17 protein-coding genes are annotated in these 18,419 nt (G+C 35.9%); 11 read left to right on the top strand and 6 right to left on the bottom strand.

Going from position 1 to position 18,419, the window contains the following annotated elements; genetic code table 11:
- The first annotated feature begins 106 nt into the window (after positions 1-106).
- The gene (pflA, locus tag HMPREF2603_RS00350; protein ID WP_057510118.1) at positions 107-862 is read left to right on the top strand and encodes a pyruvate formate-lyase-activating protein; all 756 of its coding nucleotides are present in this window, start codon (positions 107-109) and stop codon (positions 860-862) included.
- A gap of 213 nt (positions 863-1,075) precedes the next feature.
- Positions 1,076-1,477 (top strand): sporulation protein, encoded by a 402-nt coding sequence (locus HMPREF2603_RS00355; protein WP_002479853.1) that lies wholly within the window; start codon positions 1,076-1,078, stop codon positions 1,475-1,477.
- Positions 1,478-1,587: 110 nt separating this feature from the next.
- Here HMPREF2603_RS00355 and HMPREF2603_RS00360 read toward each other — a convergent pair whose 3' ends face one another.
- The gene (locus HMPREF2603_RS00360; RefSeq protein WP_031262648.1) at positions 1,588-2,583 is read right to left on the bottom strand and encodes an NADP-dependent oxidoreductase; all 996 of its coding nucleotides are present in this window, start codon (positions 2,581-2,583) and stop codon (positions 1,588-1,590) included.
- Positions 2,584-2,849: 266 nt separating this feature from the next.
- On the opposite strand from HMPREF2603_RS00360, the gene HMPREF2603_RS00365 reads away from it, so the two are divergent.
- Together HMPREF2603_RS00365 and deoB are read left to right on the top strand one after the other, a co-directional pair.
- Positions 2,850-4,151, top strand: a complete 1,302-nt coding sequence (locus HMPREF2603_RS00365; RefSeq protein WP_060803571.1) for a pyrimidine-nucleoside phosphorylase — start codon at positions 2,850-2,852, stop codon at positions 4,149-4,151.
- A gap of 33 nt (positions 4,152-4,184) precedes the next feature.
- The gene (gene deoB, locus HMPREF2603_RS00370) at positions 4,185-5,378 is read left to right on the top strand and encodes a phosphopentomutase (protein WP_002479850.1); all 1,194 of its coding nucleotides are present in this window, start codon (positions 4,185-4,187) and stop codon (positions 5,376-5,378) included.
- Between the two features lie 96 nt (positions 5,379-5,474).
- On the opposite strand, the gene HMPREF2603_RS00375 is transcribed toward deoB, so the two are convergent.
- Entirely contained in the window at positions 5,475-6,500 is a 1,026-nt protein-coding gene (locus HMPREF2603_RS00375; RefSeq protein WP_002479849.1) for a PTS sugar transporter subunit IIC, read from the bottom strand.
- Between the two features lie 204 nt (positions 6,501-6,704).
- On the opposite strand from HMPREF2603_RS00375, the gene HMPREF2603_RS00380 reads away from it, so the two are divergent.
- The 3 genes from HMPREF2603_RS00380 (at position 6,705) to HMPREF2603_RS00390 (ending at position 10,196) form a co-directional block, all read left to right on the top strand.
- Positions 6,705-7,574 carry a fructosamine kinase family protein gene (locus HMPREF2603_RS00380; protein ID WP_002479848.1) on the top strand — a complete coding sequence of 290 codons (870 nt, stop codon included), beginning with the start codon at positions 6,705-6,707 and terminating at the stop codon, positions 7,572-7,574.
- A 136-nt stretch (positions 7,575-7,710) separates the two neighbouring features.
- Positions 7,711-9,141 carry a polyphosphate--AMP phosphotransferase gene (locus HMPREF2603_RS00385; protein ID WP_023015496.1) on the top strand — a complete coding sequence of 477 codons (1,431 nt, stop codon included), beginning with the start codon at positions 7,711-7,713 and terminating at the stop codon, positions 9,139-9,141.
- Positions 9,142-9,236: 95 nt separating this feature from the next.
- Positions 9,237-10,196, top strand: a complete 960-nt coding sequence (locus HMPREF2603_RS00390; protein WP_002479846.1) for a cation diffusion facilitator family transporter — start codon at positions 9,237-9,239, stop codon at positions 10,194-10,196.
- Positions 10,197-10,452: 256 nt separating this feature from the next.
- Here HMPREF2603_RS00390 and HMPREF2603_RS00395 read toward each other — a convergent pair whose 3' ends face one another.
- Positions 10,453-11,079, bottom strand: a complete 627-nt coding sequence (locus tag HMPREF2603_RS00395) for an FMN-dependent NADH-azoreductase (RefSeq protein WP_002479844.1) — start codon at positions 11,077-11,079, stop codon at positions 10,453-10,455.
- A 202-nt stretch (positions 11,080-11,281) separates the two neighbouring features.
- Here HMPREF2603_RS00395 and HMPREF2603_RS00400 point away from each other — a divergent pair, with 202 nt between their 5' ends.
- Positions 11,282-11,587 carry a hypothetical protein gene (locus HMPREF2603_RS00400; protein WP_002479843.1) on the top strand — a complete coding sequence of 102 codons (306 nt, stop codon included), beginning with the start codon at positions 11,282-11,284 and terminating at the stop codon, positions 11,585-11,587.
- 50 nt (positions 11,588-11,637) lie between these two features.
- On the opposite strand, the gene HMPREF2603_RS00405 is transcribed toward HMPREF2603_RS00400, so the two are convergent.
- On the bottom strand, positions 11,638-11,877 hold the full coding sequence (locus HMPREF2603_RS00405; RefSeq protein WP_002479842.1) for a hypothetical protein: 240 nt from the start codon (positions 11,875-11,877) through the stop codon (positions 11,638-11,640).
- Positions 11,878-12,031: 154 nt separating this feature from the next.
- On the opposite strand from HMPREF2603_RS00405, the gene srtA reads away from it, so the two are divergent.
- The gene (gene srtA, locus HMPREF2603_RS00410) at positions 12,032-12,640 is read left to right on the top strand and encodes a class A sortase SrtA (protein ID WP_023015493.1); all 609 of its coding nucleotides are present in this window, start codon (positions 12,032-12,034) and stop codon (positions 12,638-12,640) included.
- Positions 12,641-12,697: 57 nt separating this feature from the next.
- Here srtA and bioB read toward each other — a convergent pair whose 3' ends face one another.
- Positions 12,698-13,708 carry a biotin synthase BioB gene (bioB, locus tag HMPREF2603_RS00415; protein WP_002479840.1) on the bottom strand — a complete coding sequence of 337 codons (1,011 nt, stop codon included), beginning with the start codon at positions 13,706-13,708 and terminating at the stop codon, positions 12,698-12,700.
- A 587-nt stretch (positions 13,709-14,295) separates the two neighbouring features.
- Here bioB and HMPREF2603_RS00420 point away from each other — a divergent pair.
- Both HMPREF2603_RS00420 and HMPREF2603_RS00425 read left to right on the top strand, forming a co-directional pair.
- On the top strand, positions 14,296-16,899 hold the full coding sequence (locus HMPREF2603_RS00420) for an SdrD B-like domain-containing protein (RefSeq protein WP_060803573.1): 2,604 nt from the start codon (positions 14,296-14,298) through the stop codon (positions 16,897-16,899).
- Positions 16,900-16,998: 99 nt separating this feature from the next.
- Complete coding sequence (locus HMPREF2603_RS00425; protein WP_060803574.1) at positions 16,999-17,511, top strand: methylated-DNA--[protein]-cysteine S-methyltransferase; 513 nt, start codon at positions 16,999-17,001, stop codon at positions 17,509-17,511.
- On the opposite strand, the gene HMPREF2603_RS00430 is transcribed toward HMPREF2603_RS00425, so the two are convergent.
- Positions 17,508-18,338 (bottom strand): alpha/beta hydrolase, encoded by an 831-nt coding sequence (locus tag HMPREF2603_RS00430; RefSeq protein ID WP_060803575.1) that lies wholly within the window; start codon positions 18,336-18,338, stop codon positions 17,508-17,510. The two genes, HMPREF2603_RS00425 and HMPREF2603_RS00430, sit on opposite strands and share 4 nt — an antisense overlap.
- Between the last annotated feature and the right edge of the window lie 81 nt (positions 18,339-18,419).

Raw genomic sequence — 18,419 nt, forward strand, 5'->3', positions numbered from 1 at the left:
AGGTAAAAGCCGCATTTATTGCGGCTTGATGCCTATTATGAATAAAAAGTATGCCGTATAAAAAATAAGAGTAATATGGATCATGAAACAAAAAGAAAGGACGATTATTATGGAAGGAAGAATTCACTCAGTAGAAAGTTTAGGGACAGTTGACGGCCCAGGCCTTCGCTATATTATATTTACGCAAGGATGTTTGTTAAGATGCCTGTACTGTCATAACCCTGACACTTGGGGTTTGACTGACGCATCCCGTAAAGCGACAGTTGACGAATTAGTGGATGAGATTCTTCCATATCGTCCTTACTTTACTGTCTCTGGCGGAGGTGTCACAATCAGCGGTGGCGAACCTTTGCTTCAAATGCCATTTGTAGAAGCATTATTTAAAGAGCTTAAAAAAGCAGATATTCACACATGCATTGATACTTCGGCAGGCTGTGTGAATGAAACAAAAGCATTTCTTTCCCATTTAGATAATTTGCTTGAGTATACTGACTTGATTTTGCTCGATTTAAAACATATTGATAATGAAAAACATATCGCATTAACAGGTAAACCTAATGAACATATTATTAAATTTGCGAAGATGTTGTCAGAACGAAAACAACCTGTTTGGATTCGCCATGTCCTTGTACCAGGTTATACTGATGATGAAGAAGATTTAATTAAACTCGGTGAATTTATTAACTCACTTGAGAATGTAGAACGCTTTGAAATCTTACCTTATCATCAACTTGGTGTGCATAAGTACGAAGCATTAGAACTTGAATATCCACTTGAAGGTGTAATCGAACCGACAACAGAAGAAGTTGTACGTGCATACGATTTAGTAAACTTTAAAGGTATCACTCCAGTTAGTGTATAAATATTAGAACTAAAAAAACAGACGCTTAGAATGAATTTTTCTATGTGTCTGTTTTTCAATATGCTTAGATTGACATGAGATGAAATTCTTTTTTAAGATAAAGTTGTTGTTCAAATCTAATGAATCAGTTTTTGAATTAAACGACTTAAAGTTAGGGAAGAGATAAATAAGTCGAGAGGATAAAACTTCACAACATTTCAAGGAGGGCATACTATGTTTGAAAAAATCTTAACATCATTAGGTGTAGGTGCATTAACAGTAGAAACACGTTTAGAAAAAGATGTGTTTGATGCTAATGAATTGATTAAAGGTAAAGTCGTATTAAAAGGCGGAGATGCGGATCAACAAATCTCTAAAATTAAATTATCTTTAATCGAACACAAAGAAAATGAAACAGAACACAGTGACTTTGATGAAATGGAAAATGTTTTACAAGTCTATGAAATTCATAGTGAACAAGTCGTTGAAGCGGCACAAACAGTGGAGAAACCATTTGAATTTCCACTAGAGAATTATGAATTCCAAAAAGATACAGATGCGTTGACGCTCAGAACTTATGTTTATATTGATAATGGTGCTGACGCAGAAGAAGACGCTGAAATTTCAATTCAATAAACTATAATTATTTGAAGTATATAAAGAAACACCACATCATTTCTATCGCAAAGGTTGAGGTTTGTGATAAAAGTGATGTGGTGTTTTTATGTTTGCTTTTGTATTTCAAATCATCTTGAAATACGAATGACCACTTTGCCAGTTGCGTGGCCTTGTTGAATGTATTCTAAAGCTTTATCTGTTTCTTCAAAATCAAAAGTTAAGTCTAACACAGGTTTGATTTTACCTGATTCAATCAATTGTCTGATTTTGTTGAGTTGTGAACGACTGTCACGTGTAAAGATAAAGTGATATGAAGCGTGATGTTGGCGTGCTGCACGATGAACTTTACGGGCCGCAAATTTTAATAAGAAACGTTTCCATAAAGAGAGTTTCAAATCTTTCGCGGTTTGCGCATCAGGAATGCCGCTGATAGAAACCACTTTACCTAAAGGTTTTAAAATCTTAAATGCTGAAAATAAGTTTTCGCCGCCTAACGTATCAAAAACACCATCATAGTTGGTTAAACTATCAGTAAAGTTTTGACGACGGTAATCGATGATGTTATCAGCACCGAGATCTTTGACAAGCTCACGATTTTTACTGCTGGTTGTTGTCGCAACGTAAGCGCCTAATACTTTCGCAAATTGAATCGCAAAAGAACCAACGCCCCCAGAGCCTGCTTGGATTAAAACTTTTTGATCTTTGGTTAAATGCATGACGTCATTTAAAGCTTGGTAAGAAGTTAAACCTGCCATAGGAATAGAAGCAGCTTCTTCATAACTTAAGTGATTTGGCATTGCCGCAATTTGGTTTTGCGTAGCCGTAATATATTCTGCGAAAGCACCTGCTTTTAAGCCATAGACATTGTCACCGACTTGGAATGCAGAAATATGCTTGCCGACTTCCACGATTTCCCCCGCAAAATCATGTCCCATAATATAAGGTGTTTTATAATTAAAGAAGAGGCGCATTTTACCGCCTTGCGCAATTTTAAAATCGACCGGATTGACACTTGCCGCATGTATTTTAATAAGCACTTGATTGTCTTTAATTTTAGGTCGTTTGATTTCTTTTAATTCTGCTTTGGCATGTTTGCCATATTTTTTATTGATGATTGCTCGCATTTTCACTTTTGCCATACCCTAAACACTTCCAATTTCTAATTTACTTTATTATACACCTACTTTCCCTAGAAATACGCAGTTTAATCTATGTTTCACAAGCTTGTGAAATTGTGTTATTTATATTCTTGGCGCAAATAATTGTTTTTGATTTTGACTCATTCTCTATTCATTTCATTCTCGTTTTGATGTATTCTCATGGTAAAATATAAGTAAGCAAGTGTCACAAAGCACAGATGAAAGAGAATACTTGAAGGAGTGACAGTATTATGAGAATGGTGGATTTAATCGATAAGAAAAGGGACGGCAAGGCATTAACGACTGAAGAAATTAATTGGATGGTCGAACACTATACGAATGGTGACATCCCAGATTATCAAATGTCGAGTCTTGCGATGGCAATTTATTTCCAAGATATGAATGATGAAGAGCGTGCTGCTTTAACCATGGCAATGGTACATTCAGGAGATATGATTGATTTATCCAAAATCGAAGGGATTAAAGTTGATAAACACTCTACAGGCGGCGTAGGAGATACGACGACATTAGTACTTGCGCCACTCGTTGCGGCAGTGGGTGTACCAGTTGCTAAGATGAGCGGACGTGGATTAGGACACACAGGCGGTACTATCGATAAATTAGAAGCGGTTGATGGCTTCCATGTAGAAATCTCAGAAGATGAGTTCATTCGTCTTGTAAATGAAGATAAATTAGCAGTAATTGGACAATCAGGTAACTTAACACCGGCCGATAAGAAGATTTATGCATTGCGTGATGTGACAGGTACAGTAAATTCTATCCCATTAATCGCATCTTCTATTATGAGTAAGAAGATTGCGGCGGGTGCCGATGCGATTGTTTTAGATGTTAAGACAGGTAACGGCGCATTCATGAAGACGTTAGATGATGCGAAAGCATTGGCACATGCGATGGTTAAAATCGGTAATGATGTCGGCAGACAAACTATGGCGATTATTTCTGATATGAGTCAACCACTCGGCAATGCGATTGGTAATGCGCTTGAATTAAAAGAAGCAATCGATACATTACGTGGTGAAGGACCAGAAGATCTAACTGAACTTGTAATGACGCTTGGTTCTCAAATGGTCGTGCTCGGCGGTAAAGCTGAAACATTAGATGAAGCACGTACGTTACTTCAAGAAGCTATTGATAGCGGTGCAGCTTTAGATAAATTCCGCACATTCTTAGGCAATCAAGGGGGTAATACAGAAGTAGTAGACCATCCTGAATTATTACCTCAAGCCAAATACCAAATTAACATTCCAGCCAAATCAAGCGGTGTTGTCACTGAGATTGTGGCGAACGAAATGGGTATTGCGTCTATGATGCTAGGTGCAGGACGCCAAACAAAAGAAGATGAAATAGATTTAGCTGTCGGCTTAGTTCTGCATAAAAAAGTCGGGGACAAAGTTGAAGAGGGCGAAAGCCTGATGACAGTTTACAGTAATACGGAATCCATTGATGATGTCAAAGCTAAAATCTATGATAATATTACGATTGCGCAAACAGGTGAAGCACCGACATTGATTCATACGGTGATTACTGAATAAATTTGAAATAAAGAAAGATAGGAGCGAATGAGTATGACAACTCCATTTAAACGTGTACATTTAATTGTGATGGACTCTGTAGGTATCGGAGAAGGGCCAGATGCGGCCGCATTCAACGATGAAGGCAGCCACACTTTAAAACATACATTAGAAGGATTTAAACAAAAATTACCGAATTTAGAACGTTTAGGATTAGGTAATATTGATCAATTACCAGTTGTTAATGAAGTCGAACATCCTGAAGCCTTTTATACAAAACTCAGCGAAGCTTCTGTTGGTAAAGATACAATGACAGGTCATTGGGAAATTATGGGCTTAAACATCATGCAGCCATTTAAAGTTTATCCTGAAGGTTTCCCAGATGAACTAGTTAAAGAAATTGAAGATATGACAGGACGTAAAATAGTCGCGAACCGACCAGCTTCTGGTACGCAGATTATTGATGAGTGGGGCGAACATCAAATGAAGACAGGTGATTTGATTGTCTATACTTCAGCTGACCCTGTACTTCAAATTGCGGCACACGAAGATATCATTCCTTTAGAAGAACTTTATGATATCTGCGAGAAGGTCCGTGAATTAACGAAAGATCCTAAATATTTAATTGGACGTATTATTGCACGTCCTTATGTGGGCGAACCAGGTAATTTCACACGTACGTCAAATCGCCATGATTATGCATTGAAACCATTTGGTCGTACTGTCATGAATGAATTAAAGGATAATGGTTACGATGTCATCGCAATTGGTAAAATCAATGATATATATGATGGTGAAGGTGTAACGAAAGCAGTACGTACAAAAAATAATATGGATGGTATGGATCAACTTGTTGAAGTTGTTAAACATGACTTTACTGGACTCAGTTTCTTAAACTTAGTTGATTTCGATGCGTTATATGGCCATCGTCGTGATAAAGATGGTTACGCGCAAGCAATCAAAGAATTTGATGAACGTTTACCAGAACTCTTTGAAAATCTGCAAGAAGATGATTTAGTCATTATTACTGCAGATCATGGTAATGATCCGATTGCGCCTGGTACAGACCATACGCGTGAATATATTCCAGTATTGTTCTATAGTCCTAAATTAAAAGATCAAGCACATGAACTTAGCGGTGATACAACGTTCAGTTCTATCGGTGCGACAATCGCAGATAACTTTAATGTACCAATGCCTGAATTCGGACGCAGCTATTTATCTGAATTAGGTGTTGAAACAGAATAACTGAATTTCCTAAGTAAGTTAGTTTAAATACAAAATAACGTTCTATCCAAGTAATCAGGATAGAACGTTATTTTTATGATGTATATTTAATTGTGTTTACGAATTTGAAGTGCGTTTGTCACCAATATGGATTTTCTGATCACCATCTTTAATCCATCCTGCATTACGACACACTTTATAAAGCAAGTAGCTGACGATGGCAGGTAAAGCAATTTGGAAAACACCGATTAAAATCCAAGTGTGAAGTGAAGCACCCATGGTATTTATCGTCATAATCTGTCCAATAAAACCGCTCGTTCCCATCCCTGCACCTGCCGCATTATTAGTCATTGGGAAGAGTGTCGTCATGATTGGAGCGACAATTGCGCTTGCGAGTGTCGGTGGAATAAGTATTGCGGGGTTCATTAAGATATTCGGTACTTGCAACATACTTGTACCGATACCGACTGAAATGATACCGCCGACGCCATTATCTTTATAGCTCGTTACCGCAAAACCGACCATTTGTGCACAACAACCGATTGTTGCGGCACCTGCGGCTAAACCAGATAAATCTAGCATTAAAGCTAAAGCCGCACTTGAAATCGGTGCTGTTAAAGCTAGACCAAAAATCACTGCGACTAAGATACCCATCACAAGCGGACGTTGATCAGTCGCAAGCATAATCATTTTACCAAGTGACACCATAAAGTCATTTAAGAATGGTCCAATAAATTTAGCCACTGCACCACCGACAATTAAAGTAAGTAATGGTGAGATAATAATGTCAATTTTCGTTTTAGCTGCATAAAAACGACTTAATTCAGTGGCGATTAAAGTGGCAACGAAGGCACCTACTGCACCGCCGCCAAACTTATCATAGCCGAGAGAACCGACGATGATACAAGAAAAGACAACTAAAGGTTGTGCACCTAAACCATAGGCAATGGCGCCACCGATTGCGGCACCTGTTAAGCCCATTGCTACCGTGCCGATTTCAGATAAAAAATGTAAATTTAAAACAGGAAACAAAGTTTGTTTACCGATAGTTTGTAAGATTAAACCGATAATAAGTGAACCGAATAGGCCTAAGGTCATATAACTTAGACCTTGAATAAACCAACGATGTAGAAGTTTTTTCATTTAGGATTTCACCCTCCAATTATTTGTCATTAGTATAGCATAAAAGCAACTGCAAAAAAGATTGTTATTTTGAATAACACGCTATTGTAAAAAGAAATAAACAAAAGTCATGTTCCTAAGAAGAGGGTTAATAAAAGCAAGTTATAATTATAAGATAAGTGGTATATATTATGTATGAGACATTTTAGAACGGGGGAAGAAATAATGGATAAGTTATGGCAACAAAATTTACCGATTTCAGGTATTAAAGATATTGTACCTGTCGCAGGCGGTGACGTGAATGATGCATATCGTATTGATACTGAAAATGATGAAACTTTCTTCTTATTAGTACAACCGAATACTTCTTATGACTTCTATGCGGCAGAAGCAGAAGGGTTGAAAGATTTTGAGTATGCGGAGGTTACTGCACCGCGTGTGATTGCGAATGGTGAAATTGATGGAGATGCTTATTTAGTATTAAGTTGGCTAGAAGAGGGACCACGAGGCAGCCAAGCAGAACTGGGTAAATTGGTCGCAAAATTGCATGATTTCCATAATCCAGACAAACGTTTTGGTTACGACCACCCTTATGAAGGCAGAGATATTTCTTTCAATAATGAATGGACAGATTCTTGGAAAGAAATCTTTGTGAATCGCAGATTGGATCATTTAAGAGAAGTGGTCGTTGAAAAAGGATTGTGGAACGTCGATCAATTGAATAAATTTGATAATGTACGTCAAGTGATTGTGAATGCATTAGACAATCACAAAAGTAAACCATCGCTATTACATGGTGATTTATGGGGCGGCAACTATATGTTCTTAGAAAATGGTGAACCTGCACTCTTTGATCCAGCTCCAATGTATGGCGATCGTGAATTCGATTTAGGAGCGACAACGACATTCGGTGGTTTCTCTGAAGAATTCTATGAAGCTTATGATAAAGCTTATCCTTTAGATGAAGGTGCGTATCAACGCATTGAATTCTATAAATTCTATTTATTATTAGTACACTTAGTGAAATTCGGTCCAATGTATGAAGGCAGTGTAGATGCTTCAATGGATAAAATTTTAAGTGATGCCAACTTCTAATTTGAATCATAGCGACTTACTGGTAAAGTAGGTCGCTTTTTACATAGCTTTTGTTCTGGTGGAATTTTACTCCTTTGTCCATTTCAAGCGTAAAAAATGTTAATTTATAAGTAAGTTTAAAAATGGGGTGAGAATAATGTCAACTAAGATTAAAGACCTAGAGTTAGAAGCATCTGAGTTAACAAGAACAACACATCAATTAGGAATTCCAGTGATGATTCTTTTCGAGGGTGTACCTGCAGCAGGGAAAACACGTTTATCTAATGAATTATTATTAACTTTGGATGCGAAATACTCGAGCTTTATTGCGACCGCATCACCGACACCAGAAAATTTACGTTACCAATTCTTACAAAAGTATTGGAACACATTACCAGGCAAAGGAGATATTAATATTTATTTCCGTAGCTGGTATGCGCACTATATTGATTACAAAGTAAATGGGATTAAGCATTTACAGTACAAAGATTATCATGTATTGCGTGATCAAATTGATGGTTTTGAAACGATGCTTGAAAACGACCAATACGAAATCATTAAATTTTATATTGAAATTGATGAACAAAAACGCCAAGAACATATTAGACAAACGAAAGAAAATCCTCTTACAAGATGGAAAGCACAAGAATACGAAAATGTTATTCCGGATGATATTTATCTTGAAGAAATGCGTGAAATTCTTCAAGATCCAACTCAAAAAGATTGGAAGATTATTGATTATACGGATGGAGAAGCGGCTACTATTTTAATGTATGAACACATTATCAAACGCCTTAAAAAAGCGATTAAAGCTTATCACGAACGTGTTCAAACACGTGATGGTTTATTTACTGAAGGGTATACAACAGATGTTTTCGATAATCCATTAGAAAAAGTCAGTAAATCAGAGTACAAAACACAAATAGAAAAACTTCAAGCACGTATGTTAGAAATTCAATTTGCGTTATATGAACGAAAAATTCCATTAATTTTAGTGTTTGAAGGTATGGATGCGGCAGGTAAAGGCGGTAATATTAAACGCATTCGTGAGAAACTTGATCCGACGGGTTATGAAGTCAATGCGATTAGTGCACCTACAGATGTTGAACTTGCACACCAATACTTATGGCGTTTTGCGCGAGATATGCCACGAACAGGACATATTGAACTTTTTGACCGCAGTTGGTATGGCCGTGTACTGGTAGAACGTGTAGAAGGTTTTGCGACAACGGATGAATGGCAACGTGCTTATCATGAAATTAATGACTTTGAAAAAATGTGGACAGATGAAGGAGCAATTCTGTTAAAATTCTTCTTAAGCTTAGATAAAGATGTTCAGTTAGAACGTTTTAAAGCTAGAGAAGAAAATCCGGATAAACAATGGAAGATTACGGATGAGGATTGGCGCAACCGTGAAAAGTGGGATTTATATTTAGAAGCCAGTGCGGATATGATTCAAAAAACCGATACTCATAATGCACCATGGTATGTTGTGCCAGCTGATCATAAGAAAACAGCGCGTATTGCGGTATTAAAACGTATTATTAAAACATGTGAAACTGCTTTGTGGGGCGTACACCACGATTAAAGACTGATATACTAGTGAGAAGTATAAAGTTAATTACGGGATATATTGTCAATGGATAGAAAAGAAACAATGGCAAGAAGGGGGAGAAGAAAATAATGGCGAGAAATTATTCTAGAACCTATTATTTTCATCATGTGGAACATCGCAAAATTCAACAAAGTTCTAAGAAAACACTGTGGTTATCTTTAATTATTACGTTATTCTTTACATTTGTTGAATTTATAGGAGGTATCGTGTCGAACTCACTGGCACTTTTATCAGACTCCTTCCACATGCTCAGTGACGTTTTAGCACTGGGGTTATCAATGGTCGCAATTTATTTATCAAGCAGGCAGCCGACTGACCGTTTTACTTATGGGTTTTTAAGGTTCGAAGTTATCGCTGCTTTCTTGAACGGACTGGCACTTGTAGTGATTTCACTGTGGATTTTTTATGAAGCTATTATGCGTATGATTTTCCCGAGAGAAATTGAAAGTGGACTAATGTTAGTGATTGCGGTAATTGGTTTAATCGTTAATATTGTATTAACGTGGTTACTGTATCATTCTTTAAAATCTGAAGAAAATATCAATATTCAAAGTGCATTATGGCATTTCTTTGGTGACTTATTAAATTCAGTGGGTGTCATCTTAGCAGTGATTTTAATTAAATTGACTGGTATTCAAATGATTGACCCGATTTTAAGTATTGTCATTTCAGCTGTGTTATTAAATGGCGGTTATAAAATCTTGAAAAATGCGTGGATGATTTTAATGGAATCTGTGCCAGAAGGTTTAGATGTCGATCAAATCATGGATGATATGAAAAAAGCAGAACATGTTTTAGATGTGCATGAATTCCATTTATGGAGTGTAACTTCTGATCAGTATTCATTATCTGCACATGTGGTATTAGATAGTAAAGATAGCCAGGATGCTTATCGCATCATCAACCAGTTAGAGCAATTATTAAAAACAAAGTATGGCTTGCATCATACAACGTTACAGATTGAACATCTAGATTTGAATCACTTAGATGAAAATTATTTTGAGCAATTTGAAGATGAAAAAGCATAAATATGTGTGATTCAATTCTCTTTTGGGTAATATAATAAGTACGGTTATAAAATTCAACCGTTTGTTTAGTTGATATAAGATAAAACATAACTAAAGGAGGCTATATTATGGCTGAAGAGAAAAAAGGTTCAATCCAAGGACGCGTAGTAGACGAAACTAAAGAGCAAGCGAAAAAGCAAAAAGAAAAATTAGAAAAGAAAAACGAAGATAAATAATAAAAAACGGGCAGCCATTAAGGTTGCCCGTTTTTATATGATTAAAATTGTTTTGCGAATTGTTCTGCTTGTTGAATCGCATTTAGTTTAATTTCTTCTGCATTTTCTGGTTCTGCATTGTGACCTTCAATTGCGATTAAACTAATATCAGGTACACCCATGAATGCTAGGATAGTACGGATATAACGGTCGCCTAATTCAAAGTCAGCTGCTGGACCTTCGCTGTAGTAGCCGCCACGTGATTGGATATGCAATGCTGCTTTATCTGTTAATAAGCCTTGTGGACCTTCAGCAGTGTATTTGAATGTTTTACCAGCAACTGCGACTGCGTCGAAATAACGTTTAACTGCAGGAGGGAATGATAAGTTCCACATTGGTGTAACGAAAACATATTTATCTGCCGCTACGAATTGATCTACAAGTTCAGTTAAACGGTTAACTTTTTGTTGTTCTGAATCTGTTAATGTTTCGCCAGATTGTAATTTACCCCAACCTGAAAATACTTCAGCATCGATTTCAGGTACTTCATCTTTAAATAAGTCGATGTGAACGACTTCATCTTCAGGGTGTTCTGCTTTGTAAGTATCAATAAAAGCTTTTCCAACTGCCATTGAGTTAGAAACCATTTCATCTAATGGGTGTGCTGTGATATATAAAACTTGTGACATTAATAATCATCCTTTTTCATGTAATGCAAGATATATTTATTATACTAGGTACAATTACTATATGTAAAGGGTAAAGTTTTCACTTTTGGTGCATCTTAAAGAAATGAAATAAGTAGATTTAGTGAACAAGTAAGTTTAAAGTGGAGTGTGTTCTAGGGTTAGGTTTATAATATTTTTGAAATTCATACCTAGAGGTGAAGTGATGAAGAATTTAATCATCGGTACATTATTATTTTTGTTAGTAGTGGGTTCAGGTTTGTATACGATTAAAGCTGAAATGCAGAATGATGCGAAGGCAGCAGCAACACAAAAATATAAAGTCAAAGGTATAACAACAGAAAAACAATTAAAAGCATTCTTTAATGATCCGAAGAAAACAGAAGCACAAAAGTTAGGCGCATATGAGACAGCTGTCGAAAATAAAGTCATTCCTCGCAGTCCGCATTTTCAAAGTGCTGATGCAGCATATAAAGAATCTATGAAGTTGAAACACCATAAGCAACAATAAAATAAAATCATCATTTATAAAGTAAGTGACAGGCTTTATAAATGATGATTTTATGTTAAATGTAGAAAATTTTTGATTTCATCTAGTGAAGGAAGTTGTTCAGTATAATATTCAAGGTTTTGAAGTAAAGGTTGATTATCTGACCATTGTTGAATTTGACTTAAGAAAGTACCATTAAAAATTTGACCATAGAAATGTAGGAAGTTAGATAAATAATTGCCTTCTTGCCATACTTTGTAAGTTCCGATAAGTGCTAATATAAAAACGATTCCTTTAAATAAATTCCACATCGTCTTTCTCCTTGAAAATAGTTTGTTATCTAATTAATTGTATAACATTTTTATTGTGATTGCTAGTGAGCGCATTGCTCTATATGAATATTGAAAACCATGTTATAATGAATGAAATTCACAGCATGAGTCGAACTGAATTAGGAGGTTTATAATGGGTAAATGGAAATCACGGTTATTTACATTAGTGGGTGTCGTACTTATTTTAGCGGGCATCTTTATGGTGTTTAAACCACAAATCAACCACTTTATAGCTGGTAAAGAAAATGAAGCGAAAATAGAACAATACGATAAACAACAAGCCTCAAAAAAACAAGAGAAAAAAGAAGTGCCGCAAGTTCCTAAAGATAAATCACAATTGGTAGGGTATATTGATATACCAAGTGTGAATATTAAAGAAGCGGTTTATCCTGGTGAAGCAACACCTGAACAATTAAACAGAGGTGTCAGCTTAGCCGAAGAGGATGAATCATTAGATCAACAAAACATAGCGATTGCCGGTCATACAAATACATCAGGCAACTATCAATTTACAAATTTACACAAAGTAAAAAAAGGTGCAAAAGTCACTTTTAAGGTCGGCAAAGAAACACGTAAATATAAAATCACAAAGATTAAAGACGTAAAACCTACTGAAATTAGTGTGTTAGCTGAACAGAAAAAGAAAAAAGATCAATTAACATTAATTACATGTGATGATTATAATCCACAAACTGGCGAGTGGGAAACACGTAGTATTTATACTGCTGAAAGAGTTGCATAATAAGAAAGACCTGAGACAACGATAACAGTCTCAGGTCTATTTTTTATGTTTCTACTATTATGCTTCTAATTTCTGTGTGATTTGTTCGGCAGTATCTTCAGGTAAATTACTGTGATCAATTTCAAAACCTAAGTCTTGAATCATGCGATAATCCATTTCATTCGGCTGACCACCTGTAATTAAGTAATCACCTACAAAAATTGAGTTAGCTGCTAGTAATGCTAAAGGTTGGAGTGATTGTAAGTTGATTTCACGTCCGCCTGCAATTCTAATTTCTTTAGTTGGATTAACCAAACGGAATAAAGCAATGATTCGTAAACATTTCATAGGTGTAAGTTCGTCCATCTCTCCGAACTTTGTGCCTTGAATAGGATGTAAGAAATTAATAGGAATACTGTCTGCATCAATTTCTTTTAAGGCAAAGGCCATATCAATTCTATCTTGATCTGTTTCACCCATGCCGCAGATAACGCCAGAGCAAGGTGATATATGATGTGCTTTCATAATTTCTACAGTATTCACACGTTGTTCATAGGAATGGGTTGTGACCACAGTATCATGATAATTTTCACTTGTATTTAAGTTATGGTTGTAACGATCAACACCTGCATCTTTTAAACGTTGTGCTTGATCATCATTTGCGATGCCTAAACATGCACAAACTTTTAATTCAGGATGCGTTTGTTTGATTTGTTTCACTGATGAAGTGATATGGTCAACTTCTTTATCACTAGGACCACGACCGCTCATCACAATACAGTATGTACCTATTTGATGTTCAGCAGCAGCATTTGCGCCAGCCACAATGTCATTTTCAGGAATCAAAGCATAACGGTCTTTTCTTTTCATATCCCTTGATTGACCACAGTACCCACAATCTTCAGGACAGATACCACTTTTCGCATTTAAAATCATATTCAGTTTTACTTTCTTTCCGTAATAATGTTTTCGAATAGCATAAGCCTCATCTAATAATGTCATCGTATCAATAGATTCATCTGTATATAAATTATAGGCTTCTTCTTTAGTGAGTGATTTACCGTTTAAAATATCTTGTGCAATTTGCATAATCGAGATCTCCTTTATAGTGAAATTCAATATGTAAACTTATTAATGATTTAAGTTTACATTTGTGCGGGAGGATATGCAAGTGAAGATTTTTATGTGAAAGGGATGTTTTACAATATTTAAATTGTTAAAGTTAGGACATTTAAATCAAAAAATACAAAAGAAATCATCTAAATGTGTCTAAATTGTGACAAATATTAAGGGGTTATTAAATTTGTAAACGCTTTATTATTGAGATTATTTTGGAAACTGTAGAGTAAATTAACTCTAATCAGAGTGATAATTTATAAAAACGAAATAAATTGAGTTCAATTGCATCGTGTGGATTCGACCAACTTACAGATGATTTTTCGTTAACATAATTATACATTTAATCAAAAAATTTCATGCAGTTAAGTTTTTGTTGTTGAAATGCGTTGTTCCATAAAATTTACGAAAAATAAATCAATAGTAATACAAAGTTGTTTGGAACTGTGATACTATCTATTTATACTAGTTTTTTGAAAACTTAGGTAAGTGGTAAACAATATACGTAACAATTGGACAAGGGAAATTTTTTAATTTTTGGAAAGGGGTTATATCTTAATATGAGAAATAATTCACATTCGCGAGGCTTTGACGCAAGGCGTCAAAATAAATATTCGATCCGTCGTTTCACTGTAGGAACAGCTTCTATTATCGTTGGAGCAACTTTATTGTTCGGAATTGGTAACGAAGCAAGAGCTGCAGAAGGAACAACTGATTCTACTGGTAACCAAACGTCAGGTAGTTCGACTAGTGATCCAGCATCACAACCAACAGAAGATGCTGCACCAACTCAAGAGACTGCACCGACACAAGAAACACAAACAAACACAACAGATCAATCAACTGACCAATCGGTTGACCAACCTGTTGAATCAACAACACCACAAACTGATACAAAAACTACAGATGCACCTACAACTGGTGAAACTGTAACACCAGAACAAAATACAACAACTACTAATGATACAAATACAACAACTGCGTCAGATGCTCCACAACAAGAAACTTCTTCCCAAACTGCATCTTCAACAGATACATCATCGACAACAAAAGATACATCATCACAATCAGCACCAGAGTCGGCTGATACAACAACTTCTACAACACAAGAAAAATCAACTTCTGATACATCATCACAATCATCAACTTCAGATAAAGTAGATGCACCTACAACTGCTGCACAAGAACCAAGCAGTACAACACAAGAAAAATCAGCAGATACATCAAGCACTTCAAATACGACTTCTGCTCAAACAGCTGAAGAACCTGTAACTACTCAAGGTTCTACTGACCAAACGGTTGATAAGTCAACAGTTGAACCAAGTGCTGAACAAAATACTGTCTCATCTACTGAACCGACTCAACAAGTCATTGCAGCTGCTGATTCAAATACAACTACAGATGCAGGTACTACTCAAGATACATCTTTACAATCAAGTGATTTAGCTGCACAAGCTGGTGTTACAAGTGCTGATTCACCTGAACTAGCAACATACAAATTATTGCAACAATCTTCTGATAATAAAGATGCAAACACAATTCAAACGACAGCTGAAACAACACCAATGTCACGTTCATTCAGTTTAATGTCAGCATCACCAACAACATTCACAACATTAGCAGCAGCAACAGGCACGAATGTAAATGATTTAGTTACTATTTCAAATCCTACAATCTCAACAGAACAGATTGACCCTAACCAAAGTGGTAATTTCCGATTGAATGCAGATTATACTGTTAATGGAACAGTGCAAGGTGGAGACTATTTCACTGTACAAATGCCAACATATGCAAATATGGATGGGGAACTAGATTATACAAATACTAACAATCAATTCACAACTGAGTTATTATCACCATCAGGATATGTAGTTGCAAACGGTGTTTACGACACAACTACTAAAACTTTAACTTATACCTTTACTGACTGGGTTAATGATAAAGAAGATGTATCAGGGAGCTTTAGTTTAGCGCAGTTTGCGGATCGTAATACAGCGAAAGATTATGGAACATACCCATTAACTTATAACTTAGCTGGTGAAACATTTAATACACAAATCACATATGCATATGATTCACACGAACATGGGGTTTATCCGGCATACGTTGATTCAATGATTACAAATGTTGATGCGACAAATACAACTAACGATTTTACTGAAGTGGTTTATGTCAACCCAACTGATTTAAACTTAAGCAGTGCAGCTCTAGTTATGGCTCCAAAAGACGGTAACAGTAATGCGCTAATTGGCTTTGACTATACAACTTTCCATATTTATGAAGTTCCAGACCCAAGTCAATTACCTGATAGCTATGATTTTGAAGCTGCAGGTTACCAAGACTTAGCACAAAGTTTCCAAAATAACGGAAGTATTTATACAAATGCAAATGGTGATATGATTATTAATTTCGGTGCGATTGATAATCCGTATGTAGTAGTTATGGATTCACAATTCGATCCGACTTATAGTTCAAATTTAACAACTAGAGCGACTCTCTATGCAACAGATCAATCTGGTTACACAGCAAGCTATTTCTTTGATAACAGCTTTGTAATTGAAAATAGTTCAGGTACTGGAGACGGAACACTTGAAACTTATAGACTAGGTGACTATGTATGGGAAGATACTAACCAAAATGGTATTCAAGATAGTGGAGAAACACCAATTTCAAACGTGTTAGTTACTCTTAAAGATGCTAACGGTAACATTATCAATACAGCAGTAACAGACCGATATGGGAACTACTTATTCTCAGATTTAAATAACGGAGATTATACAGTAGAATTTAGTACACCAGAAGGCTATGTTCCGACTACACAAAATGCTGGAACAGATAGCACTGTAGACTCAAATGGTTTAGTTGTACCTGTAACAATTAATGGTGCGGATAACTTAACAATCGACTCTGGTTTCTATAAACCTGTAGCTGCGACATACAACTTAGGTGACTATGTATGGGAAGACAGCAACAAAGACGGCATCCAAAACTCTAACGAAGTAGGAATCGAAGGCGTAACTGTAACGTTAACAAAACCAGACGGCACGACTGAAACAACAGTAACAGGCGCTGACGGTAAATATGAATTCACTGGCCTAGAAAACGGTGAGTACACAGTTAACTTCTCAACGCCATCAATGATTTTTGGAACACATCTCATTTGAGGTGTGTTCTTTTTTTATACATAATGAAAGTAATAGGAATTAAAAGAAATTATTGAATTTGCAGCGTTTAAATAAATAAAAAGAAGAAAAGGTGATTTAATGACGAAAATGAGTGATTATCAATCTCCAATAGGAACATTAACGCTTGTAAGCGAAGATAATGTATTGACAGGTATTTATTACGAAAGACAAATTAATAAAGAAGATCCAAATATAGATAAAGTGGCATTAACCTCAGTGCCAGTTTTTAACCAAGTCAGGGATTGGTTAGATCGTTATTTTAAAGGGGAAAATCCAGAAATTAATTTTAAGTATCATGCTTCTGGTACTGAATTCAGAGAACAGGTATGGAATGAGCTTGTTAAAATTCCTTACGGTGAATTAGTAACGTATGGAGATATAGCACGTAAAATTGCACAGTTAAGAGGTAAGAAAAAAATGTCTGCACAAGCAGTTGGTGGAGCAGTAGGCAGTAATCCAATTTCTATTATTATCCCTTGCCACCGTGTGGTAGGCCACCATAACAAACTGACTGGATATGGTGGCGGATTAGATAGGAAGCGTTATTTATTAGAATGTGAACATCATGACTTAAATCAATTTACGACTTAAATTTCTAAACATTGGTGTAAGAATTGCTCTGCTTGTTGGTATACTGTTTTAATATTACTATTAAACGAACGATCAAAATCGTGTTCATCACTATCGAGTGTAATTAATGTGGAATTAGGAATATATTGTTTCAACCGTTCGCTTTCACTAAAAGGAACATCAATATCTCTTGAAGCATGCGCAATAAAAACGGGAGGCAATTGTTTTAAAGCACGTGCACTTAAATTTAATTCAGTTTTTTCAGCATCTTGAATACCGACAAATTCATACCACTGTCCGATGCCTCTTGTATATAAATAGAGTGGATAACGAAACTGAATCGGTCCTTCTGTAATCGGTTGTGATTGAATCATCATATCAATCATAGCTGAGTTCAGATGGGCCGTTTTCTTTTGGAATTCACTGTGCGGTAATTTGAATTCAGGCAAGTCCACTTTTGCATAACCATAAAAATCAATGACACCTTTAACAGTACGTTGAGATGCGATTTGCAAAGCTAAATAACCACCGGAAGATCGTCCGAAAGTAAAGAGTGGCAAATCAGGATATATTTTATTGATGTTATCAAATACTAAAAAAGCATCATTTAAAATAGTGCCGATATTGGATTCGGGTGCTAACCGATAGGGTGCTTCCACTAAATGAAAATGTTGTGTCAGTATTTGAATTGCTTCATCAGATAAATCGTGAGGTGAACCCGCAATTAAACCACCACCATGATAATAGATGATGATACCTTTCGGTTGTTGTGAAAGGTGCGTACGTATATGAAGTTGGAAATTATCAGGTGTTTGTATGGTATGTGTTTGCGTATCTATTAGAATCACTACTTTCTGCTTGAATAAGTCACTACAAATGACTTGTTAATAGTTTAAGCTTTTTTGAATAGAAAAACGAATCATAAATAT

It is taken from the genome of Staphylococcus sp. HMSC055C03, assembly GCF_001809385.1.
GTDB lineage: Bacteria > Bacillota > Bacilli > Staphylococcales > Staphylococcaceae > Staphylococcus > Staphylococcus simulans.

Excerpts from the sequence above, each read along its gene's own strand:
- HMPREF2603_RS00355 (WP_002479853.1), top strand. The coding sequence starts at position 1,076 with ATGTTTGAAAAAATCTTAACATCATTAGGTGTAGGTGCATTAACAGTA.
- HMPREF2603_RS00360 (WP_031262648.1), bottom strand. The coding sequence starts at position 2,583 with ATGCGAGCAATCATCAATAAAAAATATGGCAAACATGCCAAAGCAGAA.
- HMPREF2603_RS00365 (WP_060803571.1), top strand. The coding sequence starts at position 2,850 with ATGAGAATGGTGGATTTAATCGATAAGAAAAGGGACGGCAAGGCATTA.
- deoB (WP_002479850.1), top strand. The coding sequence starts at position 4,185 with ATGACAACTCCATTTAAACGTGTACATTTAATTGTGATGGACTCTGTA.
- HMPREF2603_RS00375 (WP_002479849.1), bottom strand. The coding sequence starts at position 6,500 with ATGAAAAAACTTCTACATCGTTGGTTTATTCAAGGTCTAAGTTATATG.
- HMPREF2603_RS00380 (WP_002479848.1), top strand. The coding sequence starts at position 6,705 with ATGGATAAGTTATGGCAACAAAATTTACCGATTTCAGGTATTAAAGAT.
- HMPREF2603_RS00385 (WP_023015496.1), top strand. The coding sequence starts at position 7,711 with ATGTCAACTAAGATTAAAGACCTAGAGTTAGAAGCATCTGAGTTAACA.
- HMPREF2603_RS00390 (WP_002479846.1), top strand. The coding sequence starts at position 9,237 with ATGGCGAGAAATTATTCTAGAACCTATTATTTTCATCATGTGGAACAT.
- HMPREF2603_RS00395 (WP_002479844.1), bottom strand. The coding sequence starts at position 11,079 with ATGTCACAAGTTTTATATATCACAGCACACCCATTAGATGAAATGGTT.
- HMPREF2603_RS00400 (WP_002479843.1), top strand. The coding sequence starts at position 11,282 with ATGAAGAATTTAATCATCGGTACATTATTATTTTTGTTAGTAGTGGGT.
- HMPREF2603_RS00405 (WP_002479842.1), bottom strand. The coding sequence starts at position 11,877 with ATGTGGAATTTATTTAAAGGAATCGTTTTTATATTAGCACTTATCGGA.
- srtA (WP_023015493.1), top strand. The coding sequence starts at position 12,032 with ATGGGTAAATGGAAATCACGGTTATTTACATTAGTGGGTGTCGTACTT.
- bioB (WP_002479840.1), bottom strand. The coding sequence starts at position 13,708 with ATGCAAATTGCACAAGATATTTTAAACGGTAAATCACTCACTAAAGAA.
- HMPREF2603_RS00420 (WP_060803573.1), top strand. The coding sequence starts at position 14,296 with ATGAGAAATAATTCACATTCGCGAGGCTTTGACGCAAGGCGTCAAAAT.
- HMPREF2603_RS00425 (WP_060803574.1), top strand. The coding sequence starts at position 16,999 with ATGACGAAAATGAGTGATTATCAATCTCCAATAGGAACATTAACGCTT.